The organism is Kineococcus lubricus, from assembly GCF_050871965.1.
In the GTDB taxonomy this organism is placed as follows: Bacteria; Actinomycetota; Actinomycetes; order Actinomycetales; family Kineococcaceae; genus Kineococcus.
Window position 1 is genome coordinate 59,881 of the sequence record NZ_JBJLSK010000017.1, and the last position, 23,652, is coordinate 83,532.

Annotated in this window: 20 protein-coding genes; 7 read left to right on the forward strand and 13 right to left on the reverse strand. The window is 75.5% G+C overall.

Annotated features, from left to right (window positions below):
- Window positions 1-2,292, reverse strand: coding sequence for a molybdopterin-dependent oxidoreductase (locus tag ACRYRX_RS14405; protein ID WP_432512803.1), 2,292 nt, complete (start codon window positions 2,290-2,292; stop codon window positions 1-3).
- 126 nt (window positions 2,293-2,418) lie between these two features.
- Here ACRYRX_RS14405 and ACRYRX_RS14410 point away from each other — a divergent pair, with 126 nt between their 5' ends.
- Window positions 2,419-4,272 (forward strand): diguanylate cyclase domain-containing protein, encoded by a 1,854-nt coding sequence (locus ACRYRX_RS14410; protein ID WP_432512805.1) that lies wholly within the window; start codon window positions 2,419-2,421, stop codon window positions 4,270-4,272.
- Between the two features lie 159 nt (window positions 4,273-4,431).
- Here ACRYRX_RS14410 and ACRYRX_RS14415 read toward each other — a convergent pair whose 3' ends face one another.
- Together ACRYRX_RS14415 and ACRYRX_RS14420 are read right to left on the reverse strand one after the other, a co-directional pair.
- Window positions 4,432-5,331, reverse strand: coding sequence for a P1 family peptidase (locus tag ACRYRX_RS14415; protein WP_432512806.1), 900 nt, complete (start codon window positions 5,329-5,331; stop codon window positions 4,432-4,434).
- A complete protein-coding gene (locus ACRYRX_RS14420) occupies window positions 5,328-7,073 on the reverse strand; it encodes a SpoIIE family protein phosphatase (protein WP_432512807.1) in 1,746 nt (581 codons plus the stop codon). Before ACRYRX_RS14420 ends, ACRYRX_RS14415 begins: the two co-directional genes overlap by 4 nt.
- 126 nt (window positions 7,074-7,199) lie before the next feature.
- Here ACRYRX_RS14420 and ACRYRX_RS14425 point away from each other — a divergent pair, with 126 nt between their 5' ends.
- Complete coding sequence (locus tag ACRYRX_RS14425; protein WP_432512809.1) at window positions 7,200-7,568, forward strand: ATP-binding protein; 369 nt, start codon at window positions 7,200-7,202, stop codon at window positions 7,566-7,568.
- A 14-nt stretch (window positions 7,569-7,582) separates the two neighbouring features.
- On the opposite strand, the gene ACRYRX_RS14430 is transcribed toward ACRYRX_RS14425, so the two are convergent.
- The 3 genes from ACRYRX_RS14430 to ACRYRX_RS14440 are packed head-to-tail and all read right to left on the reverse strand — an operon-like array spanning window position 7,583 to window position 13,022.
- Window positions 7,583-8,404, reverse strand: a complete 822-nt coding sequence (locus tag ACRYRX_RS14430) for an aldo/keto reductase (RefSeq protein ID WP_432512811.1) — start codon at window positions 8,402-8,404, stop codon at window positions 7,583-7,585.
- Window positions 8,405-8,413: 9 nt separating this feature from the next.
- Window positions 8,414-10,720 (reverse strand): putative bifunctional diguanylate cyclase/phosphodiesterase, encoded by a 2,307-nt coding sequence (locus ACRYRX_RS14435; RefSeq protein ID WP_432512813.1) that lies wholly within the window; start codon window positions 10,718-10,720, stop codon window positions 8,414-8,416.
- A gap of 1 nt (window position 10,721) precedes the next feature.
- Entirely contained in the window at window positions 10,722-13,022 is a 2,301-nt protein-coding gene (locus ACRYRX_RS14440) for a putative bifunctional diguanylate cyclase/phosphodiesterase (protein WP_432512814.1), read from the reverse strand.
- A 72-nt stretch (window positions 13,023-13,094) separates the two neighbouring features.
- Between ACRYRX_RS14440 and ACRYRX_RS14445 the strand changes: the two genes are divergently transcribed.
- The 3 genes from ACRYRX_RS14445 (at window position 13,095) to thrS (ending at window position 16,286) form a co-directional block, all read left to right on the forward strand.
- A complete protein-coding gene (locus tag ACRYRX_RS14445) occupies window positions 13,095-13,610 on the forward strand; it encodes a hypothetical protein (RefSeq protein ID WP_432512816.1) in 516 nt (171 codons plus the stop codon).
- A gap of 46 nt (window positions 13,611-13,656) precedes the next feature.
- Window positions 13,657-14,967, forward strand: a complete 1,311-nt coding sequence (locus tag ACRYRX_RS14450) for a glycoside hydrolase family 32 protein (RefSeq protein ID WP_432512817.1) — start codon at window positions 13,657-13,659, stop codon at window positions 14,965-14,967.
- A gap of 143 nt (window positions 14,968-15,110) precedes the next feature.
- The gene (thrS, locus tag ACRYRX_RS14455; protein ID WP_432512819.1) at window positions 15,111-16,286 is read left to right on the forward strand and encodes a threonine--tRNA ligase; all 1,176 of its coding nucleotides are present in this window, start codon (window positions 15,111-15,113) and stop codon (window positions 16,284-16,286) included.
- A gap of 62 nt (window positions 16,287-16,348) precedes the next feature.
- Here the strand turns inward: thrS and ACRYRX_RS14460 are convergent, their stop codons facing one another.
- From ACRYRX_RS14460 to ACRYRX_RS14490, 7 genes are all read right to left on the reverse strand, one after another.
- Window positions 16,349-17,227, reverse strand: a complete 879-nt coding sequence (locus ACRYRX_RS14460; protein WP_432512821.1) for an ABC transporter permease — start codon at window positions 17,225-17,227, stop codon at window positions 16,349-16,351.
- Entirely contained in the window at window positions 17,224-18,087 is an 864-nt protein-coding gene (locus tag ACRYRX_RS14465; protein ID WP_432512823.1) for an ABC transporter ATP-binding protein, read from the reverse strand. Before ACRYRX_RS14465 ends, ACRYRX_RS14460 begins: the two co-directional genes overlap by 4 nt.
- A 266-nt stretch (window positions 18,088-18,353) precedes the next feature.
- Complete coding sequence (locus tag ACRYRX_RS14470) at window positions 18,354-18,479, reverse strand: keywimysin-related RiPP (protein WP_432512825.1); 126 nt, start codon at window positions 18,477-18,479, stop codon at window positions 18,354-18,356.
- 109 nt (window positions 18,480-18,588) lie between these two features.
- On the reverse strand, window positions 18,589-18,708 hold the full coding sequence (locus tag ACRYRX_RS14475; RefSeq protein ID WP_432512826.1) for a keywimysin-related RiPP: 120 nt from the start codon (window positions 18,706-18,708) through the stop codon (window positions 18,589-18,591).
- Between the two features lie 5 nt (window positions 18,709-18,713).
- On the reverse strand, window positions 18,714-19,193 hold the full coding sequence (locus tag ACRYRX_RS14480; protein ID WP_432512827.1) for a lasso peptide biosynthesis B2 protein: 480 nt from the start codon (window positions 19,191-19,193) through the stop codon (window positions 18,714-18,716).
- Window positions 19,190-19,480 (reverse strand): lasso peptide biosynthesis PqqD family chaperone, encoded by a 291-nt coding sequence (locus ACRYRX_RS14485; protein ID WP_432512829.1) that lies wholly within the window; start codon window positions 19,478-19,480, stop codon window positions 19,190-19,192. Before ACRYRX_RS14485 ends, ACRYRX_RS14480 begins: the two co-directional genes overlap by 4 nt.
- A 49-nt stretch (window positions 19,481-19,529) precedes the next feature.
- Window positions 19,530-21,401 carry an asparagine synthase-related protein gene (locus ACRYRX_RS14490; protein WP_432512830.1) on the reverse strand — a complete coding sequence of 624 codons (1,872 nt, stop codon included), beginning with the start codon at window positions 21,399-21,401 and terminating at the stop codon, window positions 19,530-19,532.
- 494 nt (window positions 21,402-21,895) lie between these two features.
- Between ACRYRX_RS14490 and ACRYRX_RS14495 the strand changes: the two genes are divergently transcribed.
- Complete coding sequence (locus ACRYRX_RS14495; RefSeq protein WP_432512831.1) at window positions 21,896-22,801, forward strand: ABC transporter ATP-binding protein; 906 nt, start codon at window positions 21,896-21,898, stop codon at window positions 22,799-22,801.
- On the forward strand, window positions 22,798-23,652 hold the full coding sequence (locus tag ACRYRX_RS14500; protein WP_432512833.1) for an ABC transporter permease: 855 nt from the start codon (window positions 22,798-22,800) through the stop codon (window positions 23,650-23,652). Before ACRYRX_RS14495 ends, ACRYRX_RS14500 begins: the two co-directional genes overlap by 4 nt.

Consider the following 23,652-nt stretch of genomic DNA (forward strand, 5'->3'; position numbering starts at 1 on the left):
TCAGATCGTGGCGCGCGGCGCGCCCGCCGGGCGAGGGGTTCCCGGAGCGTCGAACACCGTGACGGGCGGCGGGACGCCCGCGAAACCGGTGACCTGCACGGTGGCGTGCTGCCCGGTGCAGGCCTGCGCGAGCCGGGAGGACCCGACGTCGCGGGTGAGGACGTTGACGTTCCCGTGCCCGCAGGTGACGCCGGCGGCGGCCCCGGCGACGGGGTCGAACCAGGCGCCGGTGGACATCTGCACGACGCCGCGCCGGACGGCGTCGGAGACGACGAGCCCGCCCAGGCAGCTGCCGCGGCGGCTGCGCAGCACCACGACCTGACCGTCGGTGAGCCCGCGGTCGGCGGCGTCGGCGGGGTGCATGCGGACCGGCTCGCGCCCGGCGACCTTCCCGGCCTGCGACGTCGCGCCGTGGTCGAGCTGGCTGTGCAGGCGGGTCGCGGGGTTGTTCGCGATCAGGTGCAGCGGGAACTCGGTGTCCGGGACCTCCTCGGGCGCCAGCCACACGGGGTGGCCGGGGCAGTCGTCGTAGCCGAAACCGGCGACGGTCGCGGAGTGCAGCTCGAGGCGGCCGCTGGGGGTGCGCAGCGGGAACCGGCCGGGGTCGGCGCGGAAGCTCGCGAACATCACCTTCGGGGCCGGTTCGGCGGGCAGCGCGAACTCCCCGGCCGCGACGAACTCCGGGTACGGCGGGGCGTCGACCCCGGCGCGGGCGGCCGGGCCGGTCCGCCACTGCTCGTAGAGGTGCTCGACCCACTGCTCGGCCGTGCGGCCCTCGGTGAACTCCGCGCCGATCCCGAGCCGCCGGGCCAGGGCGGCCAGGGTGGCGTAGTCGTCGCGGGCCTGCCCCAGGGGGGCGTGGACGCGGCCCATCGCGATGAGCCGGTCGTCGTAGCGGGCGGCGCCGACGTCCTCGCGCTCCAGGGTGGTGGTGGCGGCGAACACGACGTCGGCGTGCCGGGCGGTGGAGGTCCAGAACGGCTCGTGGACGATCACGGTCTCGGCGGCGCGGAACGCGCGCTGCAACCGGGACAGGTCCTGGTGGTGGTGGAAGGGGTTCCCGCCGGCCCAGTGCACGAGCCGCAGGTGCGGGTACCGCTCGTGGCGGCCGTCGACCTCGTACGGTTCCCCGGGGTGCAGCAGCGCGTCGGCGATGCGGGCGACGGGGATGCGGACCCGCAGCGGGTCCGCGAACTGCGGGAACGTGGGCAGCGGGTGGGCGCCGGTGCGTTTCCCGACACCGCCGGTGGAGGCGTACCCGTGGCCGAAACCCCCGCCGGGCAGGCCGATCTGGCCGGTCATCGCGGCGAACGCGATCGCCGCCCACAGGGGCTGCTCACCGAACCGGGTGCGGGCCACGGACCAGCTGACCGTGACCATCGTCCGGCCGCGGACGGCGCGCCGGGCCAGGTCGACGATGGCGGGGGCCGGGATCCCGGTGATCGCCGCGGCCCACTCCGGCGTCCGGCCGGCCAGGGACGCCAGGAACTCCTCGTGCCCGGCGGTGCAGCGGGCCAGGAACTCCCGGTCGTACGTCCCGTCGGTGAGCAGGACGTGGCACATCGCCAGCAGCAGCGCCGCGTCGGTGCCGGGGACGACGGGCAGCCAGCGGGCGTCGAGCTCGGCGGCCAGGTCGTCGCGCAGCGGGGAGACGAGCACGAACTCGGCGCCGCGGGCGCGGGCCCCGCGCAACCGGCCCGCGACCTCGTGCCGGGTGATGCCGCCGGCGGCGACCTCGGAGTTCTTCGCGGGCAGCCCGCCGACGGCGATCACGAGGTCGGTGTGCGCCTCGACGCTGGCCCAGGACGTCGGCGACAGCAGGGGTTCCTGGCTGCCCACGACGTGCGGTAGGAGGACCTCGCCGACGCCGTGGCTGTACGTCCACGACGAGCGGACGGCGCCGCCGAGCAGGTGCGAGAACCGGTGCAGCTGGCTCTGGGCGTGGTGGAACCGCCCGGCGCTGGCCCAGCCGTAGGACCCGGCGAACACGGCGCGGGGGCCGTGCCCGTCGAGCACCCGGCGGTACTCCCCGGCGACGCGGTCGAGCAGCTCGTCCCACTCCACGGGCAGGAACTCGTCGCGCCCGCGGCGGTCGTCGGGGCCGGGGCCGTCCTCCCACCACCCGCGCCGCACGTGCGGGCGCAGGACCCGGGCGGTGGGGGTGGCGGCGACGGCGACGTTGCCCAGCAGCGCGGACGGTTCGGGGTCGTCGGGGTGGGCGCTGACGCGCACCCCGTCGCCGGTGACCTCCGCGCGGAAGGCGCCCCAGTGGGAGGAGTGCGGGGTGCTCACCGCCCCAGTGTCCCCGGTCCCCGGACGCCCGCCCCGCCCCCGCCCCTGGTGACGATCCGGTCACGATCGGGGGTTCACCCGATCGGAGCACTCAAGGCGCGGGCTGGACCTGCCGAGGAGGTCGGCATGATCGCCAGAGCGCTGCAGGCCCGGACGGGTGAGACCGGCCGGACCACGGACCCGACCTCCCGCGTGCGCGGGGGCGGCCCGCGGCTGGCGATCACGACGGCCGCCGTCGTGGCCGTCCTGTCGACGATCGCACCGGTGCTGGTGAGGGCCGACGTCCCCACCGGCGTCCTGTGGTGGCCGGCCGCGGGGGCGGCGCTGGCGCTGGCGGTGCGGCGGCCGGCCCGGCGGTGGTGGTGCGTCGCCGGGACGCTCGTGGGATCGCTGGCCGCCGGCCACCTCCTCGATCTCGGCAGGCTCGACCCGACGGTGTTCGCGAGCGCGCAGGCGCTGCAGTGCGGGGTCGGCGCCGCCGTCATCTCCGTGCTCGGCCGAGGGGAGCCTGCGCGCTTGCGACGGGGCCGCGACGCCTGGCGGTTCACCGCCGGCAGCGCCGCCGGGGTGGCCGCGGCCGCCGCGCTCGTGCAGGTCGCCGACCCGCACGCCGGGGTCCCCTACGCCCTCGCCCAGCTGCTCGGCGTCCTCCTGCTCGCCCCGCCGCTGCTCGTGCCGCCGGCGCCCCGGCCGCTCGACGACCGCCGCGCCCGCGCCGCCGCCTGCGAGTGGCTGCTCGTCCTGGTCCTGTCCGTCGCGGTCTCGGCCGCGGTCTTCTGGGGCGCCCGCGGGCCGTGGGCCTTCCTCGTCGTCGTCCCGATCCTGTGGGGCGCAGCACGTCTGACGGTGCGCCGCGCCCTGTCCTGCCAGCTCGCCGTCGCGCTCGTCGCGACCACCGGGACGGCCGCCGGGTTCGGCCCGTACGGCGACAGCGGCCCCGCCGGCGCCGTCGCCCTCCAGGCGCTGCTGTTCACCTCCGGCGCCGTCGCGCTCGTCATGTCCCTGGTCGTCCGCTCCCGCGAGCGCGCCGTCGTCCTGGCCGGCAAGCGCGAGGAGGTCTTCCGCCGCACCTTCGACGACGCCCTCCTCGGCGTGGCCCTGCTGCGGCTGCGGCCCGACGGCTCGGCCGTCGTGGCCCGCGTCAACGACCGGCTCCAGTCGATGCTCGGCGCCCGCGTCGCCGTCGGCTCGGACTGGTCCGAGCAGGTCCACCCCGAGCACCGCGACGTCTTCGTCGAGGCCGTCACCGCGATGGCGCAGGAGGTCGCCGCGGGCCGCCCGGCGCACTGGCACGCCGAGCTGCAGCACGGTGACGGGGAGGTGTGGCTCGAACTGGCCGCGGCCGCCTGGCCCACCCCCGGCGACGACGGCCGGCCCGGTGAGGTCGGCGCCGTCGTCCAGGTCGCCGACGTCACCCAGCGCCGCCTCGTGCAGCGCCGCCTGCGCGAGGCGGCCCTGCACGACCCGCTGACCGGCCTGCCCAACCGCACCCTGCTGGAGGACCGGCTGCGGCACGCCCTGTCGGCCGCCGCCCGCAGCGGTGACCAGGTCGCGCTGCTGTACTGCGACCTCGACGACTTCAAACCCGTCAACGACACCGGCGGTCACGCGGCCGGTGACCACGTCCTCATCGACGTCGCCGACCGGCTCACCGCCGCCGTCCGCCCCGGCGACACCGTCGCCCGCCTCGGCGGGGACGAGTTCGCCGTCGTCTGCCCCGACCTGCCCGACGAGGACGCCGCCCGCGTCGTGGCCGAGCGCGTCGTGGAGGCCATGACCGCCCCGTTCGCCGTCGCCGGCTGGGAGTTCTCCGTCGGGATCAGCGTCGGGCTCGCCATGGCCGACGCCGGCCAGGACGCCACCCGCGTGCTCCAGCAGGCCGACCAGGCGATGTACGCGGCGAAGGGGTCGGGCAAGGGCCGCGTCCGCTCCGCCGCGCCCGGCTCCCGCACGATCGACCTGCGCAGCACCGGCGCCTGACCCCGGCCCCCTCCACGCCCTCCCCCACCCGGTGATCAAGGACACCCGCACGGCGATCAAGGACTGCCGCACCCACCAGTGACGGTCAGTCCTTGATCGCCGCGGCTGTGTCCTTGATCGTCGAGGGTGTGTCCTTGATCGCCGGGGGCGCGCGCCCGGTCAGGCCGGGTGGAGGGGGAAGGGGGGCCAGTCGCCGACGGCCTCCGCCGACGCCACCCCGTCCAGCACCGCCGCGCGCACCACGTCCGCGGCCACCCGCTGCAGCTCCACCAGCTGCCCCACCCGCTCGCGCCGCTCCCCGGCCAGCGCCACCCGCCCCGTCGCCAGCGAGAACACCGTGTCCCCGTCGGCCAGGGTGTGCACCGGGTCCAGCGCCCGGGCCAGCCCGGCGTGCGCGGCCGTCGCCGTCCGGGACGTCTCGGCGGGGTCGAGCAGCGCGTCGGTCGCCACCACCACCAGCGTCGTGTTCAGCGGCCCGGGCACCACCGGCCCGGGCACCGGCAAGCCGACCGCGTTGACGACGGCCAGCGCCGCCACCACCGCCCCGCCCGCGCGCGCCGACGCCGTCCCCACCCCGCCCTTGAACCGGCCCCCCAGCAGCGCGCCCGTCCCGGCCCCCGCGACGCCGCGGTCGAACGGCCCGGGCCGGGCCGCGGCGGCCGCCGCGTACCCCATCTCCTCGGTGGGGTGGTTCGCGAAGACCCCGCCGCGGCCGAGGTCGAACACGGCGGCCGCCGGGACGATCGGCACGACCTCCCCCGGCCCCGGGCCCACGGGGAACCCGCGGCCCCGCTCGGCGAGGAAGCGCTGGACGCCGTGCGCGGTGACCAGCCCGTACGCCGACCCGCCGGTCAGGACGACGGCGTCGACGGTGGGGACCAGGGTCCGCGGGTCGAGGGCGTCGGTCTCGTGGGTGCCGGGCCCGCCGCCGCGGACGTCGACCCCGCCGACGGTGCCCGGCGGGGTCAGGACGACGGTGACGCCCGTCAGCCACCCCTCGCCGCGCCGGGTGACGTGCCCGACCTCCAGGCCGGTGACGTCGGTGAGGTGACCGGTCACGGGAACCGCACCGCCAGCAGGGCGCAGTCGTCCTCGCCGCGGGTGCCGACCAGTTCGGCCAGCAACTCGTCCAGCAGCTCGTCCAGGCTGGCGGACCGGTTGCGCCGCAACGATTCGCGCACGCGCTCCACCCCACCGGCGAGGCTGCGCCCGCGGTGCTCGATGAGCCCGTCGGTGTACAGGAGGAGCGTCGCGCCCGGCGGGACCGGCGCCGTGTGCTCGTGGCGCGGGGAGTCCGGCAGCAACCCCACGAGCAGGTCCGGGGCGCCGTCGAGCAGCTCGGTCCGGCCGTCGGGGTGCAGCAGCACCGGTGGCGGGTGACCGGCGTTCGTCCAGCGCAGCGCGAACCCGTCCGCGGTCTCCTCCACGCACGCCAGCACCAGGGTCGCCAGCCCGTCGACGCCCAGCCCCGGCAGCGCCCGGTCCAGGCGCCGCACCGGTTCGGCCGGCGACCGCGCGCCGTCCCACACGAACGCGCGCAGCAGCCCGCGGACCTGCGCCATCGTGGCCGCGGCCGCCATGTCGTGGCCCGCGACGTCGCCCAGCACGAGCGCCACCGACCCCGAGGCCCCGACCACGACGTCGTACCAGTCCCCGCCGATCTGCTCCTCCCGCGTCGCCGGCACGTACCGGCCCCGCACCGTCAGGCGGCCCGTCGCCTCCGGCAGCCGCGGCAGCAGCGCCGCCTGCAGCACCGCGGCCCGCGACCTGCGCTCGCCCTCCAGCTGCGCCCGGTCCAGGGCCTGCGCCGTGAACCGCGCCAGCGCGCTCCACACCTCCGCCTCGGCCTCCAGCGTCTGCCGCTCGGACTCCCACACCAGGACCAGCACCCCCACGAGCCGGTCCTGCACCAGCAGCGGCAGGTACGCCGACGCGGCGAACCCGGGCGCTTCGCGCACCCCGGCGCCGGGGAACGCGGCCCGCAGCGCGGCGAGGTCGCTGAACAGGTGGGGGCGGCGCTCGCGGGCGGCGGCCGCGACCGGCAGGGGCGCGTCGAGGTCGACGGTCCGCCAGGTCCCCGGCGTGCCGGGCGGCAGCGGCGACAGGTCGGAGGAGCGCAGCCGGTCGCGGCCGTCGGGCAGCAGCAGCCCGCTGCGCGCACCGCCGAGCTCGGAGCGGGTGACGGCGGCGACGGTGGCGGTCACCTCCTCGACGGTGCGGGTCGCGACGAGCGCGTCCCCCAGGCTCAGCAGCAGCCGGTTGCGCTCCTCCAGCAGCCGCAGCCCCAGCTCGGCCGAGCAGGCGGCGGCCAGGTCGTCCAGGACGCCGAGCTCCCCGGGGGTCCAGCGCCGCGGGGCGTCGTCGATGGCGCACAGGACCCCGACGACGGGTGCGGTGGGCTCGGTGAGGCCGGTGCGGGGGTCGGGCAGCCGCAGCGGGGCGCCGGCGTAGGCGACGAGGTTCAGGTCGGGGATGGCGAGGGAGTCCGCGGTGAGGGGGTCCAGCCGGGCGTCGTCGACGGCGAACGCCTTGCCGGAGGCCACGACGTGCTGGCACAGCGAGTGGCTCAGCGGGGTCTGGCGGGCGCTCTGCCACGGCTCGGGCAGCCCCACGGCGCCGGGGAAGACCTGCCCGTGCCGGCTGACCATGGACACCAGCGCCACCGGCGTGCCCAGGGCGAGGGTGCCCAGGCGGGCGAAGCGGTCCAGCACGGCGTCGGGGTGCGCGGGCAGCAGCGTGCCCTCCCCCAGCTCCGCGGGGGTGGGGTCGTGGGTGGGTCGGTCCGCACCTGCCGGGAGCACCGGTGCATCATCGCTGGTGAGGCTCCGATCGGCACCCGTTCCGGTGGGTCCGGGTTGCCTGCGGCCCGGCGGGTGCGAGAGTTGGGCCGTCTACTGGTGCAGGATCGTCGGGACGAACGAGGTGGCATGACGCGTCTGGAGCTGCGGGCCGACCCGTCGGCCGCTCGGCGCACCCGCACCTGGCTGCGCGAGCAGTTCGCGGCGATCACGCTCACCACCCAGGCCCGGCAGACGCTGGAGCTCCTGACGACCGAGCTGGTCACGAACGCGGTGCGGCACGGCGGTGAGCCCATCGAGGTCCGCTGGCGCCGCACGGACGGCACGGTGCGGGTCTCGGTCAGCGACGGCGGCGGGGGCCGGCCGCAGGTGCGGCACGTGCCCCCGACGGCGACCGGCGGGCGGGGCGTCGCGCTCGTCGACACCCTCGCCCACCGGTGGGGCTCGGACCGGGCGGGGTCGGGCAAGACCGTCTGGTTCGAACTGCCCCTGACGTAGGTCCGGCGGGGGCCTCAGCCGAAGACGTCGGGGTCCGGCCCGGTCCGCTCGTCGCGGTTCAGGGCGCTGAGGGCACCGACCTGCTCGGCGGTCAGCTCGAACCCGGTCACGTCGTGGTTGGAGCGGATCCGCTCGGGCGTGACGGACTTGGGGATGACGACGTTCCCCTGCTGCAGGTGCCAGCGGATGACGACCTGGGCGGGGGTGCGGCCGAGGTCGGCGGCGATGCCGGTCACGACGGGGTCCTCGATGAGGTTCAGCTTCTGGGCCAGCGGGCTCCACGCCTCGGTGGCGATGCCGTGCTCGGCGTTGAAGGCCCGCAGGTCCTCCTGCGTCAGGTAGGGGTGGACCTCGACCTGGTTCACGCTGGGGACGGTGCCGGTCTCGTCGAGGAGTTTGCGCAGGTGCGTCTTCTGGAAGTTCGACACCCCGATGGAGCGGACCCGGCCGGAGGCCTTGATCTCCTCGAACGCCTTCCACGTCTCGACGTAGTCGTCGGCCTGCTGCGGCCAGTGGATGAGGTACAGGTCGAGGTAGTCGACGGACAGTTTCGCCAGGGACGCGTCGAACGCGGCGAGGGTCTTGTCGCGGCCGTGCTCACCGTTGGCGAGTTTCGTGGTGATGAACACGTCCTCGCGCGCGATCCCGCTGGCGTGCAGCGCATCGCCGACACCGGCCTCGTTGCCGTACCCGGCGGCGGTGTCGATGTGCCGGTACCCGGCCTGCAGGGCGGTCAGGACGACGGAGGCGGTGTCCTCCGGCGGGACCTGCCACACCCCCAGACCCAGCTGGGGGATCTGGACGCCGTCGTTCAGGGTGATCGTGGGAGCAGTCACGGGCCGACCCTACGGCGCGGTGGGCGCCCCGGCGAGGCGGGCCGCGACCCACGCGGTGAACCGCCCGGCGGGCAGCGGCGGGGAGTGCAGGAAACCCTGGGTGGTGTCGCAGCCCAGCGCCCGCAGCACCCCCAGGGTGTGCTCGGTCTCGACGCCCTCCCCCACGATCCGCACCCCCAGCCGGTGCCCGAGCCAGATCGTGGAGGCGACGATGGCCGCCGAGCGGGGGTCGTCGGCGATGTCGGCGACGAAGCCCCGGTCGAGCTTCACCTCCTCGACGGGCAGTTCCTTCAGGTAGGCCAGCGAGGAGTAGCCCGTCCCGAAGTCGTCGATGGACAGGCCCACCCCCAGCGCGCGCAACCCCTCCAGCACCGAGCGGGTGCGCGGGGAACGGCTCATGAGGACGGTCTCGGTGATCTCCAGGACGAGGGCGTGCGCGGCGACGCCGTGCCGGGCCAGCAGGCCGGCGACCCGGGCGGGCAGGTCGGCGTCCAGCAGGTTCGTCGCCGACAGGTTCACCGCCAGCCGCAGCCGCTGCCCGGGCAGGTCCCGCGCCCACCCGGCGGCCGCGGCCAGGGCCCCGTCGAGGACGTGGTGGGTCAGGTGCCCCATCAGCCCGTGCCGCTCGGCCTCCTCGAGGAACCGCGCCGGGGACAGCTCCCCGAGGTCGGGGTGCTGCCAGCGGACGAGGGCCTCGGCCCCGGTCACGGCGCCGTCGGCGACGTCGAGCTGCGGCTGGAGCAGGACGGTGAGCCGCCCGCAGCCGCCGTCACCGGCGCCGGTCAGCCCCAGCGCCGACCGCAGCTGGGTCATGAGGGTCAGGCTGCCGCGGGGGCGCCCGTCCCCCGCCCGGTCCTCGGCGCCGTCCCCGAACGCGCGCACCCGCCCGCCCGGCGTCTTCGCCTCGTACAGGGCGATGTCGGCGCACCGCAGCAGGTCCGAGGGGCGGGTCGCGTCGGCGGGGAACGCGGCGACCCCCACGCTGGCGGCGACGTGGACGCGGTGCCCGAGCAGGTCGTAGGAGCGGACCATCGCGGTGTGCACGGCGGCGGCGTCGGCGGTCGCGGCCGCACCGGACACCCCGGGCAGGACGAGGGCCAGCTCGTCACCGCCGAGGCGGGCGACGACCACGGGGTCGGCGACGGCGTCCAGGACCTGCCGCACGACCTGGCGCAGCAGCTCGTCCCCGGCGGCGTGCCCGAGGCCGTCGTTGACCTCCTTGAACCGGTCGAGGTCGATCAGCGCGAGCGCGAACGGGTGGTCGGCGGCGCAGCGGCGTTCGAGGTCGGCGAGCAGCGCCCGCCGGTTCGCCGCGCCCGTGAGGTCGTCGGTGAGGGCTTCGCGGCGCAGCGTCGCCAGCTCCAGCAGCTCCGACTGCGACAGCACCATCCGCAGCAGCGCCGCCGCCGAGGCGCCGGCGGTGAGCCACACCGCGGACCCGCTCAGCGGGTGGACGTGGTCGACGACCAGCAGCGCGAAGCTCACCGGCAGCACCACGGCGGGCGTGACGACGATCGAGGACCGGGTGCGCGACCGCGTCGCGGGCGCGGTGCGGACCCGCAGCGCGGCGGCCCCCACGAACGCCAGACCGGCGACGGCGAGGGCGTCGACCCCGCTGCCGGGGGCGTACCGCCCGGTCAGGGAGACCACGGTGAACGTCGCGTCGGCCAGCGTCAGCAGGCCGAAGCCGGCGGCGAGCAGCCACCAGCGGCCCCGCGACCGGACCGCGGTGACGACGCTGCCGGCCAGCAGCAGCGCGTCCAGCACGACGAGCATCACCCACGTCGTGACGGCGGCCGACGGCCGGCCGCTGGACCCCACCAGGGGCCGGACGACGAACTCCTGCGCGAGGGCGGCGACGAGCAGGACGATCCCGAGGGCCTCGGCGACGTACCCCGCGCGCCAGCGCCGGGCCCCCACCCAGACCAGCCGGATCGTCGCGGCCAGCAGCGTCCCGTACCCGACGACGTAGCCGAGCTCGAGGCCGGTGACGCCGCGGACCCCGCGCCCCAGGACGGCCTCGGCGACGTCGAACGCGACCTCGGAGGCGCAGTAGGCGCCGGTGCCGACGGCGAGCATCGTCCACAGCGGGGTCCCGCGGCGGCCGTCGCGGGCCCGCCGGACCAGGGTCAGCAGGACGACGAGCTCGACGGCGTTGCCGACGGTGGCGTCGCCGACGCGGCCCCACGGGGCGGGCGCGAGGCCGGTGGCGACCGCGAGCCCGAGCAGGCCGTACGCGGCGGCGGCCGTCAGGAGGGCGGCCGCGGCCCGGTCCGGGCGCCGGTCGGGGCGGTCGGCGGGGTGCGCGCGGGCCACCTCAGACCTGCGCCGGGACCCGGCCGCGGCGGCCGTCGAGCCAGCGGCACAGCTCGGCCGCCGGCAGCGGACGGCAGTGCAGGAACCCCTGGCCCACGTCGCACCCCAGCCCGGCGAGGTGCTCGGCGGTCTCGGGCGACTCGATGCCCTCGGCGACGATCCGCAGGTCCAGCTGGTGGGCCAGCCAGATCGTGGAGGCGGCGATGGCCCCGGACCGCTCGTCCCGGCCGACGCCCCCGACGAAGCTGCGGTCCAGCTTGACCTCGTCGAAGACCTTGCGCTGCAGGTAGGCCAGCGAGGAGTAGCCGGTGCCGAAGTCGTCCACCGACAGCGACACCCCCAGCGACGACAGCTGCGGCAGGACCGCCCCGGCGCCGAGCTGGTCGGCCAGCGCCAGCGACTCGGTGACCTCCAGCTGCAACCGGTCGGCGGGGCGGCCGTACCGGCGCAGGGTGCGCTCGACGTGCCCGGGCAGCTCGTCGTCGCGCAGGCTGCTGGCGGACAGGTTCACCGCCACCCGCAGGTCGTGCCCGGCGGCGGCCCACCCGGCGGTCTCGCGCAGCGCGGTGTCCAGCGCCCAGCGGGTGAACCGGTGCACCAGGGCGTGCTGCTCGGTCAGGTGCAGGAAGGCGTCGGGACCCAGCAGCCCCCACCGCGGGTGGACCCAGCGCACCAGGGCCTCCACGCCGACGACGGCGTGGTCGCGCAGGTCCACCTGCGGCTGGTAGTGCAGGACGAGGCGGCCGGCGGCGGCGAGGTCGGCGGCCCCGGCGCCGTCGTCGAGGCCGAGGGCGGTGCGCAGCTGCGCGACCCGCAGCAGCTCCCCGGTCGCGCGGCCCGCGTCGGCGGCGTGCTCGGCGTCGCCGCCGGTGACGACGCGGACGGTGCCGCCCTCGGCCTTGGCCGCGTACATGGCCCCGTCGGCCAGCCGCAGCAGCTCCGCGCCGTCGCGGGCGTTGCCGGGGTAGGCGGCCAGGCCGACGCTGGCGCCGACGTGCACGCGGTGGCCGTGCAGGTCGTAGGACACGGCGAGCGCCCGGTGGCCGCGTTCGACGCCGGCGCGGGCGGCGTCCAGGTCGGCGCCGGGCAGGACGGCGGCGAGCTCGTCGCCGCCGAGGCGGGCCAGCACGGACCCGCCGGGCAGGGCGGTGGCGAGGCGGCGCACGACCTGGCGCAGCAGCTCGTCCCCGGCGGCGTGCCCGAGGCCGTCGTTGACGGCCTTGAACCGGTCGAGGTCGAGGACGGCGAGGCTGAAGGGGCGGCGGCGGGCGATGCGGCGGTCGATCTCCAGCAGCAGGGCGCGGCGGTTGGGGATGCCGGTCAGCTCGTCGGTGAGCGCCTCGTGCCGGTACTGGGCGAGGTCGAGCAGCTCGCGCTGCGCACCGGCCCAGCGGACGAGCGCAGCGGCCGTGGCGACCAGGCAGGCGAGGACGACCTCGGTGCCGAGGGGGTGGGCGGAGCCGGTGGCGAGCAGGACGATGCAGCCGGGCAGGACCAGCGCGGGCGCGGCCATGATGGAGCGCTGGCTGAGGGGGCGCAGCGGGACGGGCCTGGCGGGCTGGGTGGCGGCGACGCCGACCAGCAGCAGCCCCCCGGTCCACAGCAGGTCCAGGCCGCTGCCGGCCTGCTCGCTGCGCCGCAGGAACACGACGGAGTGGACGACGTGACCGGCGGAGACGACGACCATCCCGGCGGCCAGGTACCACCAGCGCGGGTCGCCGCGGGCCCCGAAGGCGACGAACCCGGCGCAGGCGGCGACGAGCACGTCGGCGGCGGCGATGAGCAGCCACAGGCTGACCTCGCTCAGCGGCAGCCCGCTGGAGGCGGCCAGCGGCCGGACCACGAACTGCTGGACGAGCGCGCCGAGGAGCAGCACCAGCCCCAGGCTCTCGGCGAGGTGCCCGACGCCGCCGCCGGCGCGCTGGGGCCACAGGAGCTTGCCGACGGCGCGGAACAGGACGACGTAGCAGGCGAGGAACCCGGCCTCGAGGCCGGTGCCGGCCGGCGCGGGGGCCCCGGTGCGCAGGCCGACGACGTCGTGGGCGAGCTCGGAGGCGCAGTAGCACGACCAGGCCAGCGCGAACAGCCGCCAGGCCCGGCGCTCGCGGGTGGGCCCGGCGGCCCGCACCCACAGGAGCGCGACGACGAGGACCTCGGCGACGGTCCCGAGCAGGAGGTCGGCGTACTGCACGACGCGGCGGTGCCCCAGGACGATGGCGGTCAGGTCGACGACGACGTACCCGCCCCAGACGGCGGCGGCCACGGTCAGGAGACGCCGTTGACCGGTCGAGACGACGCTCACAGGCAGAGATCTTGCCCTACTCTCCGTCGCCACGGCGGGTGGTCGGGGGCGGGGTCGGGGCAGGATGCGGACATGGACCCCGACGCCGTCCCGACCACCGCCCCGACGGCCGTGCCCGCCGCCGTCGCCGCCGCGCTGCCGAAGGTGGCGCCGCGCCTGCACCTGGACGCCCCCGGCACCCCCGGCGAGCCCGTGACCCGCGCGGACTTCCGCGACCGGGCCCTGGAGCACCTGGCCCGGGCCGCCGCGCGCGGCGTCCGGCACGCCGACCTGTCCTTCGACCCCGGCGCCCACACCGGGCGGGGCGTCGCCGCCGGCGACGTGGAGCTCGGGTACCGCGACGCCGTCGCCGAGGCCGGGCCGCGGTTCGGGATGACGCTCACCCTCACCGGGGAACCGGCCGGGGACGAACCCCCCGCCGAGCCCGGCACCGAGGCCCGCACCGAGGCCGGGGGCCCGGTCCCCCTGGACGAGCTGGTGCAGCGCCAGCGCGACGCGATCGCCCGCTCGCGGGCCTCGGAGGAGGACCGGGAGGCGTTCCTCGCCGAGCTGGACGCCTTCGAGGCCCTCGTGGCGCCGCCGCTGTGACCGGCTGGCCGGTGCCCGCGGCCGCGCGGTCGGGCATGATCGGGCGATGCCCGACTTCCGGCCGCTGGCGCACTTCACCGCCGTCGACACCTGGCTGAACGACCCCAACGGGTTGCTGCACCGCGACGGGGTGTGGCACCTGTTCTTCCAGAACAACCCGCACGGCGCGGACTGGGGGAACATGTCGTGGGGGCACGCCACCTCCACCGACCTGCTGCACTGGGAGCACCGGCCCCTGGCGATCAGCCACGAGGGGACCGAGGCGATCTTCTCCGGGTCCGCCGTCGTGCACGACGGGCGGGTCGCGGCCGTCTACACCAGCGCCTACGACGACGGCCGGCAGGCGCAGTCGCTGGCCTGGAGCGAGGACGGCGACACCTTCGTGAAGGACCCCGCGAACCCGGTGCTGGACCGCGCCTCGACGGGTTTCCGCGACCCGAAGGTGTTCCGGTACGGCCGGGAGTGGCGGATGGTGAGCGTCGAGGCCGACGAGCGGACGCTGCTGGTGCACTCCTCCACCGACCTGCGGTCGTGGACGGAGGTGGGCCGGTTCTCCGACGAACCGGGCACGGGGATCTGGGAGTGCCCGGACCTGTTCCCGCTGGACCTGGACGGGCGGGAGCGGTGGGTGCTGCTGCTGAGCGTGCAGGACGCGACGGGTTCGCGGGTGGAGTACCGGGTGGGGTCGTTCGACGGTTCGGGGTTCTCCGGCGGACCGGCCCGCCCGTTCGACGTCGGCCCGGACGTGTACGCCGTCTCGACGTGGACCGACGCCCCGGACGGCCGCCGCGTCCTCATCGGCTGGATGGCGCAGCCCACGTACGCCGGCCAGACCCCGACTGCCCCGTGGCGGGGCGCGATGACCCTGCCCCGGGACCTGTCCCTGACCACCGGGGACGACGGCGAACCCGTTCTCGTGCAGTTGTTCTCACCGGAGGTGCGCACCGCGTACGCGGAGGCGGTCACCGGCCTGCCGACCGCCGCGCTGCTGCGCTGCGAGTTCTCCGGGGACGCGACGTGGGAGTTCTCGGCCGGTCCGGACGTGCTGCGCCTGGCGGTGCGGGGCACCGACCTGGTGGTCGACCGCAGCGGGTGCGGGGACGTCGGTTTCCACCCCGGGTTCGCCCGGACCGACCGCGTGCCGCTGCCCGCGGGGACGTCGGGTTTCTCGGTGTTCCTGGACCGGTGCTCGATCGAGCTGCTCGCCGGGCCGCTGTCCATCACCCAGCTGGTGTTCCCGGCCGAACCCCTGCGAGAGGTCCGCACCGGCGGCAGCGCCCGGGTGAGCGTGTTCGCGGACCGGGCGGCGGAACCGGGTCGACAGGACGACCCGTCCCGTGCCAGGCTGGCACCGTGAGGTTCAGCCCGCAGCAGACGACGACGCCGGTCCACTCCCGGCGTCGCGGTCAGCGCTGAGCTGAACGAACCAGAGCCCCGGGGGTCTTCCCCCGGGGCTCTCCTCGTGCACCGGGCGACCTCCCCGAAACCCAGGAGAACCCCGTGCACGACCACTCCCAGCTCGGCCGCGACCTCGACCTGTTCGACACCTCCCCGCTCGTCGGCCCCGGTCTGCCGCTGTGGCTGCCGGACGGCGCCGTCGTCCGCGGCGAGCTCGAGCGCTTCGCCCTGGAACTGTCCCTGCGCAGCGGGTGCCGCCGCGTCAGCACCCCCGTCCTGGCCAAGCGGGAACTGTTCGAACGGTCCGGGCACTGGCAGAAGTTCTCCGCCGACATGTTCCCCCCGGTCCGCGTCGGGGACGAGGAGTACGTCCTGCGCCCGGCGAACTGCCCGCACCACACCCAGGTGTACGCCTCCCGGCCGCACAGCTACCGGGACCTGCCCGTCCGCTACGCCGAACTGGGGTCGATGTTCCGCAGCGAACTGTCCGGCGTCCTGTCGGGGTTGCGCCGCGTCCGGCAGATCAACCTCGACGACGCGCACTCGTTCTGCCGCCCCGACCAGGTCGTCGACGAGGTCCGCACCGCGCTGGCCGGGATCGAGGAGGCCTACCGCGTCCTGGGGATCCGGGTGGCCCGCTTCCGCCTGTCGCTGCGCGGGGACCGCGGCGCCCACCTCGGCGACGACGACGTGTGGGGCCGCGCCGAGGACCGGTTGCGGCAGGCCCTCGGCGACCGCCCGTACGAGGAGGCGCCCGGGGAGGCCGCGTTCTACGGCCCGAAGATCGACGTGCAGGTCGCGGACGCCGCCGGCCGGGAGGAGACCCTGTCGACCGTGCAGGTCGACCACGTCCAGCCCGAGCGCTTCGGCCTGGAGTACGTCGGCGCCGACGGGGCCCGGCACCGCCCGGTGCTGGTGCACCGCGGGCTGCTCAGCTCGATGGAACGGCTCGTGGCGGTGCTGCTGGAACAGGGCGGCGGGCGCTGGCCGACCTGGCTGGCGCCGGTGCAGCTGCTGGTCCTGCCCGTCAGCGGCGAACGCCACGGCGCGCACGCCCGGGCCCTGGCCGACCGCCTCGACGGGCTGCGCGTGGCGGTGGACGACGCGGGCCCGCTGCCGCGCCGGGTGCGGGCCGCCCGCGAGCGCCGCGTCCCGCACGTCGCGGTCGTCGGGGACGCCGAGGTCGCCGACGGGTCGGTGGCGGTCGGCGGGGAGCGGGTCCCGGTGGGGCGCCTGCACGCCGACCTCCTCGACGCGGTGGCCCGGCGGGCCCGGTAGCGGCCCCCTCCGCCTCCGCTGCGTCGAGCGGGGTGGGGGCGGGGGTCCAGGGCCGATCCACCTCAACGGCGCCGTGGGCGCAGGCGGGTTCCCCCCTGACGCCGAGCTGCGCGGCGCAGCAGCACGAGGGCGGTGGTGGTGCCGGCCACCGACCACACCCCCAGGACGGTGACGCACTCCGCGATCCGCCACGAGGCGTCGATCTCGGCGGTGACGGCCTCGGCGGGCAGGAAGGCCGACCGCAGGCCCAGCCCGATCCAGTACAGCGGGAAGACCTGTCCGGTGACCTGCATCCACGGCGCGTGGGCGACCAGCGGGTAGAAGACCCCCGAGACCGCGGTCAGGCCCATCAGGGAGAGCGAGACGAGACCGAGTTGGCGCGGGTGCGGCACCACCGATCCGAGGACCGCACCGAAGGGCAGCGTGGCCAGCAGGCCGAGGGGCACCACGCAGGCCAGGGTGAGCAGGCGGCCCACCCCGAACGGCTGGAGCCCTTCGAGCAGCAGCGCGGCGACGACCAGCACGACGGCCAAGGTCACGAAGGTCATGAGGATCTGACCGGCGATCTTGGCGACCAGGTACCCCAGGACACCGTGCGGGACGGTGCGCGCCCGCAGCAGGGTGCCGTCGGCGCGCTCGCTCATCAGCGTGGTCGCCAGTCCCATGACGCCGGTGAAGACGATGTTGACCGCCAGGATCCCGGGGACCGCGTGCGTCCCCAGCCCGACCGCCGCTCCCGGGATGGCGGTGCCACGCAGCAGGTGCACCACGAGCAGGGCGATGAGCGGGAAGAAGGCGTAGTTCACCACCAGGGGGAGGTTCTGCCGCACCTCGATCAGGCTGCGGCGCAGGCCGGCGCGGACGGCGTTGAGCACCGGCGAGCACGCAGCGGTGTGGTGGTTCCGCTGCGGGAGACGGCGCAAGGGGTGGTGGAGGGTCATCGTCGCCCTCCTTCGAACTCGTCGACCATCGCCAGGTAGGCGTCCTCCAGGCTCGCCCGGCGGACCTGGAGGTCTGCCACGTCACCTTCGGCCAGCAGCTGACGCAGGTGCTCGGCGGGGTCGGTGACCTGACTGCGGTGCGGACGACCGTCCAGGGTGCACGTCACGGTGCTGGTGCCGGCGTAGCGGGCGGCCAGCTCGGCGCTGGTGCCGCAGGCGGCGACGCGGCCACCGGCCAGCAGCGCGATGGTGTCGGACAACGCTTCGGCTTCGGCCAGGTCGTGCGTGGTGAGCACGATGCTCGTGCCGTCGCGTTCGGCGAGTTCACGCACCACGGTGTGGAACTCGCGGCGTGCCTGCGGGTCGAAGCCGACGGTGGGTTCGTCCAGGAACAGCAGTTCGGGGCGGCCGACCAGGCCGACGGCGACGTCGAGGCGGCGGCGCTGGCCCCCGGACAGCTTGCCCACGACCTGGGTCGCCTGCCCCAGCAGTCCCACCCGCGCCAGCAGCTCGTCGGTGTCGCAGGGGCGCGGCCGCTGGGGTGTGCCGTAGGGGCGGTAGTGGCGTCCGAGGTGGTGCAGCAGGTCCCGCACTCGCCAGCGCCGGTGGTCCTGCCAGGACTGCAGGACCACGCCGATGCGGGCTCTCCACCGCTCGTCGGCGTCGTCCGGGTCGACGCCCAGCACGCGGACGCGGCCGGCGGAGCGTCGGCGGAAACCCTCCAGGACCTCCAGGGTGCTCGTCTTGCCGGCGCCGTTGGGTCCCAGCAGGGCGAGCACCTGACCGGCGTGCACCTGCAGGTCCACCCCGCGCAGCACGTCGACCTCGCCGTACCGCATGCGCAGTCCGGAGACCTCCACGACAGCGGCACCACCGGTGTCCTGCTCAGCGGTCGCCGGTGCCGGTGCGGCGGCTCTCGTCGTCGAGGGTGTCTGCCGGGCTGCGGGCCGGTGGCCGGCGGTACCCGCGCGGGTTCCGGCGTGTGCGGGACTGAGGAGGTTCACGGTTTCCTGCCTGTTCCGTCCAGGTGGCGGGTGGGCGAGGGAGCGGCTCGCTGCGGGGCAGGGGGAGCCTGCCCCGCAGCGAGCGCTCAGGTGGACGGGCGCTGGTCCCGTCGCGGGTGCTCTCAACCCTCGTTCGAGTAGTCCTCGAAGGGGAGGATCGCTTCGTCGTGCGGTCCGATGAATTCACCGGTCACCGCGCGGAAGTCGCCGAGGTCGGCGACCGCCGGGGTCTCGTAGGTCTTGTCCATCGATTTCACCTCTTTCGCGGTGTCGTCGGCGTGGCAGCACCTGCGGTGTGCGCAGGGACCGCGGGGTTCTGACGGGAGCGGGTTCCCCGCTCCCTGCACCGTGGTCCGGTCACAGCGGACGGTCGGTGAGGGGCACCCACCCCTCGACCTGGCCGCCGATGCCGTAGCCGGTCTGCTCCAGGAACGTGCCGAGCTCGGCGATCACGGGGCGCTCGTAGGTCTTGTCCATGGTTGTCACCTCCTCCCTGCGGTGGTCGCGGTCGACCGGCCGGTCGGCCGGTCGGGTTCGAGTCCGGTTCCCCCTGCCGTGACGGCGAAGAAGGTCCGGAAGTCGGTGCGGCTGGTCGGTTCCTCGACGATGCGGTCGTCGGCCTCGATCCAGGCGTGGGCGGCGAAGGGCGGGGCGGCCAGGACACCCACGCACCACGTGGGCCAGGTGCCGCGGGCCCGGCACACCAGGGCGGTGGCGACCGAGCGCACCAGGCAGGCGGAGCCACCGCGGGTGCGGGCACTGGCGGTCAGGACGGCATCGCGAGCGGCGGCGGCTTCGGCGTAGGTGGCGGGCCGGGCGCCGCGGGCGATGCGGGTCAGGTGCTGACGCAGCTGCTGGGGGGACCGGTGGGTCAGCCACCGGGCGAGCAGCACGCTGGTGCTGACGTGCAGCCGGTCGGTGACCGCGAGGTGGGCGGGGGCCGCGGGCAGGATCTCGCTCACGTCAGCCCCAGGGACCGGAAGCGGGTCAGGAGGGCCGCCACGTCGGCGCGGGCGGTGCTCTCGTCCACGTCGTAGGTCGACGTCAGCTCGGCCACGGCCCGTTCCGCGCTGCCGCCGCGGCGGTGGACGGCCAGGACGAGGCCGGCGGTGGCGTTGAGGTGCCAGTACTTGCCGTTGGCCTCGTCCAAGACGACGTCGCCGTACTCGGTGCTGACGCTCAGGGCGCGGCCGGGGGTCGTGGTGGGGTTCGTGGTGGGATTCGTGGTGGGATTCGTGGTGGGGTTCACGGTTCACCCGTCTCTCGCGGTGGTGGTGGCGGTGATGCTCGTGAAGGTGTCAGCCGGCGACCGCGGCGGTGGTGTCCGACCTCGAGCGGTCGACGTCCCCCGCCGTCGCGGAACCGGTGCGGAGGTTGCGCAGGAACAGCGCGGCGTTGACGGTGGCGTGGACGTGGGTGGTGGGGCTGGCCAGGGCGTCCGGCGCGGACGCGGCCGCGAACCGGTCCAGGTCGAGGACGCCGGCCTGCACCAGCCCGGAGTCCTCGCACAGTTCCAGCAGCGTGCGGTGGTGCGCTGCGTAGCCGCGCACCGCCTGCGGGGATCCACCCACCTTGTTGACGCGGCGCAGGTACTCCGGCGGCAGCAGGTCGCGGACGGCTTCCTTCATGAGGGGCTTCCACTCCAGGGGCGTGTCGCGTTCCTCGCGGCGCACCGCCAGGACAGCCTCGGCGACGCGGTCGTCCATCAGCGGTGACTCGTACGCGACGCCGATCGGCTGGCCGATCTGGGCGGTGCCGCGCACCAGCCGGCCGGCGTCGCGCAGGAAGGACAGGTCCAGGTGCACCGCGCGGTCGGTGTCGAGGGGTTCGGCGTCGGCGGCCGCGGTACGCAGGTGGTCGATGACGCTGGCGCGGGCGTCCTGGCTCAGCCAGGGCGGCAGGGTGGGGCGGGTGGACCAGTCGCTGGTGCTGGGTACCTCGGGCGGTGCCACCCCGGTGACGGCGTCCTCGGTGACCGCGCTGAGCCACTGCGCGTAGCTGCGCCGGTCCAGCAGCTGGCGCAGGGTGTCCAGTCCGCTCACCCCGGCCGGGGCGTCCTCGGCGCGGGCGCGTCGCCAGGCCAGCAGCGGGCGGCGCCGGGCCAGGCCGTGCTGCCAGCCCCGCACCCCGCGCAGCAGGTGGTCCCCGCCCAGGCCGTTGAGGTGCACCCGGATCCCCCAGCCGGCGTCGTCGGCCAGCAGCGCGCTGATGCGCGGTCCCGCGGTGACGGCCTGGGTGGGTTCGTCGAACTGGACCCGCAGGGAAGGCAACCCGCCGAAGAAGTCCGGCAGCTCGTCGGTGGAGCCGGTGAGGTGGGTGTGCACCCCGGGCATGGCCCGCAGGGCGATGCGTGCCCAGTGCAGGTCCTCCCGGCCGCCGGGGTCGTCGTTGTAGAGGGTGCGGGCCAGCACCCCGGAGGGGCCCCGGCTGGCGAAGTAGCACACCGGTGTGGAGTCCAGCCCCCCGGACAGGTCACAGGTGATCGCCCGGCCACCGGCGGTGCGGGCGGCGACCGCAGCGGCGAGGCCGTCGCGCAGCAGCACCGCTCCCTGCCGACGGGACAGCTCGGCGGCCGGTGGCTGCCACCACCGGCGGCTGCTGACGGCTCGCCCGTCGCGCTCGAGGGTCACCTGCACCCCACCGGGCACGGCACTGACCTCCCGCCACAGCGGGGCGTCGCGCAGCGGGTGCGGCAGGCAGCGCACCAGGCGGTCGGCCAGCACGGCGGCGTCGACGCCGAAGCCGCCGAGCTCGGCCAGGACGTCGGCGCGATCGGCCAGGACGTGGACACCGCCCAGGACGGCGTGGAACAGGCGGCGGGTCTCCATCGCCGGGCCGCTGGCGTGCACCTGTCCCTGCAGGCTGGCCAGGACCAGGTGGCTGCCGGCCCACCGCTGGGCCAGCGTCGTCACGTCCGGCGCGGTGCGGACCCGCTGAGCACTGCGCGTCAGGTCCTGCGCGCTCACGTCCGAACAGCCCAGGACGACCAGTCGACACGGCTGCTCACCGGCGTGGACCACAGCCGGCGACGGGCCGCGGCGGGCCAGCAGCCAGGGACGGCCGGAAGCGTGCGCGACCTGCAGGTCGCAGGCCGGGGTCAGCTGCGCCGCGACCGGGGCCGCGGCAGGGGTGTCGGGGAGCAGGACGACGAACGATCCACCGTTGATCACGATGTCTCCTGGACGTTGGTTCGAGACACGGGGGTGAGGTCGGGCGCAGAACTGAAGCGCGGGGCCAGGCGGTGAGCGGTGGAGGTGCTGCCGGTGGGACCGTTCCGGTCGACCACCCCGCCTTGCGATCACCACCTTGCCGAGGCGGCGAACTGCACGTCAACCCCCGGCGCGGAGTTTTTTCGAGTTTCTCCCCGGGCAGATCATAACCGTTGCTGCGCAACAGCTTTGCTGAATCGCTTTGCCCCAGCTCCCGCAGGGCGCATGAGCGGACCGGTGAGCTGACCGGCGATGAACCAGTGGCCGAACCGGCGAGCCCCGGCCTGGTGGGAGCGCCACCGGTGGGCAGGGGCACCGGCCTGTCCCGCTCGACAGGCGGGCGCCCGACCTCGCACACGGGTATGCCTGAGGTGGTAGTCCGCGCCGACCGGGCGGGGGTGAAGATATGCCTGCCGGGAGACGACCTCGGCGGACCCGGTTCGCAGCATGGTGCCGTGTCCGAGATCATCACCACGCACGCACTGGGCAAGCGCTACGGCGACCGCACCGTCGTCGAGGACGTCGAGCTGCACGTCCCCGAGGGGTGCGTCTACGGCTTCCTGGGTCCCAACGGCTCGGGCAAGTCCACGACGATGAAGATGCTGCTGTCCCTGGTGCGCCCCACCAGCGGGGAGATCACGATGATGGGCCGGCCCGTGGTGCCGCAGACCCGGCACGAACTGCTGGCGCACGTCGGTTCCCTCGTCGAGGCTCCTCCGGCCTACCTGCACCTGACCGGTGGGGAGAACCTGCGCCTGGTGCAGCGACTGCTGGGCCTGGACGAGAGCCAGGTCCAGGCCGCGGTCCGCACCGTCCGCTTGCAGGACCAGCTGGACAAGAAGGTCAGGAACTACTCCCTGGGCATGAAGCAGCGCCTGGGGATCGCGTTGGCGCTGGCCCGCCGCCCCCGCCTGCTCGTCCTGGACGAACCCACCAACGGGCTCGATCCCGCCGGCATCGAGGAGATCCGGGAGTTGCTGCGTTCCCTGGCCGACGACGGGGTCACCGTCATGGTGTCCAGTCACCTGCTCGGCGAGATCGACCGCACCGCGAACGTGCTCGGCATCATCGACGACGGCCGGCTCATCTTCCAGGGAACCCGGGAAGAACTGCTGACCCGCACCACTCCCGACGTCCTGGTCGACACCTTCGACCCCGACCGCGCCCTGGCCCTCAGCCGGTCCCGGAAGGCCAGCCGGTCCGGGGACAGCGTCCGGGTTCCCGGGCTGGACCCGGACGGCACCGCGCGACTGGTCGGCGAACTGGTGGACGCCGGCGTCGGCGTCCACGGGGTCCGCCGCCGGGAGCAGTCCCTGGAGGACGTGTTCATCGACCTCACCGGTGGGGGGCGGACCCTGTGAACGACACCACGCACCTGTCCCCCGCACGCGTCCGTCCCGAGCAGCGCGAGCACCGCAGACCTCCTGGAGCGGCCGGGGGGTCCGCCCTGCACGTGAGCGTGCGCCGCGCCGTGGGCAACGAGTTCGCCAAGATGCGGCGCCTGCGCGTGGCCCCGGTCACCGCGCTGATGGTGCTGGGCGTGGTCGTGCTGTCGTGCGTGGAACTGGTCAGCCCCACCTTCGCCGACGCCGCCGCGGACCCGCAGGGACGGGCCTGGGAACGGTTGCTGCTGGGGATGTCGACGGCGATCCCCCTGGTTTCCCCCGTCCTCATCGCGGTGCTGGCCAGTCGTCAGGTCGACGTCGAGCACCAGGGGCGGGGGTGGATGCTCTCGCACGGCGCCGGCCTGGCTCCGGGGCGGTTGTGCCGGGCCAAACTCCTCGCCAACGGCTCGGTGCTGGCCGCCGCGACCGGGGTGCAGAGCGTCCTGGTCGCGGCCACCGGGTTCGCGGTCGGCATCGCGGCGCCGTTCCCGGTGGCGCTGTGGCTGGCCTACAGCGGTTGCGTCCTGGCGGTGAACCTGGTGCTGCTGGCGCTCCACCTGCTGCTGGCGGCGCGCTGGGAGAACCAGCTCATCGGCACCGGCCTGGGCCTGCTGGGGGTTTTCCTGGCCGTCATCGGTTCCGGCGCACCGCGCGCCCTGGCCCACCTGACGCCCTGGGGGTACTACGCGCTGTCCGCCCCGGTGGACTACCGCGACGCCGTCCTCGTCGACGTCGCGCCCTCCTACGGCGGCGTCGCGGCCTTGACGGTGGCGGCCGCGGCCGCCTTCGCCCTGCTCACCGCCCGGCTGGACCGGAAGGAGATCTGA

Coding starts and splice junctions, on each gene's coding strand:
- ACRYRX_RS14410 (WP_432512805.1), top strand. CDS start 2,419: ATGATCGCCAGAGCGCTGCAGGCCCGGACGGGTGAGACCGGCCGGACC.
- ACRYRX_RS14425 (WP_432512809.1), top strand. CDS start 7,200: ATGACGCGTCTGGAGCTGCGGGCCGACCCGTCGGCCGCTCGGCGCACC.
- ACRYRX_RS14445 (WP_432512816.1), top strand. CDS start 13,095: ATGGACCCCGACGCCGTCCCGACCACCGCCCCGACGGCCGTGCCCGCC.
- ACRYRX_RS14450 (WP_432512817.1), top strand. CDS start 13,657: ATGCCCGACTTCCGGCCGCTGGCGCACTTCACCGCCGTCGACACCTGG.
- ACRYRX_RS14460 (WP_432512821.1), bottom strand. CDS start 17,227: ATGACCCTCCACCACCCCTTGCGCCGTCTCCCGCAGCGGAACCACCAC.
- ACRYRX_RS14470 (WP_432512825.1), bottom strand. CDS start 18,479: ATGGACAAGACCTACGAGACCCCGGCGGTCGCCGACCTCGGCGACTTC.
- ACRYRX_RS14475 (WP_432512826.1), bottom strand. CDS start 18,708: ATGGACAAGACCTACGAGCGCCCCGTGATCGCCGAGCTCGGCACGTTC.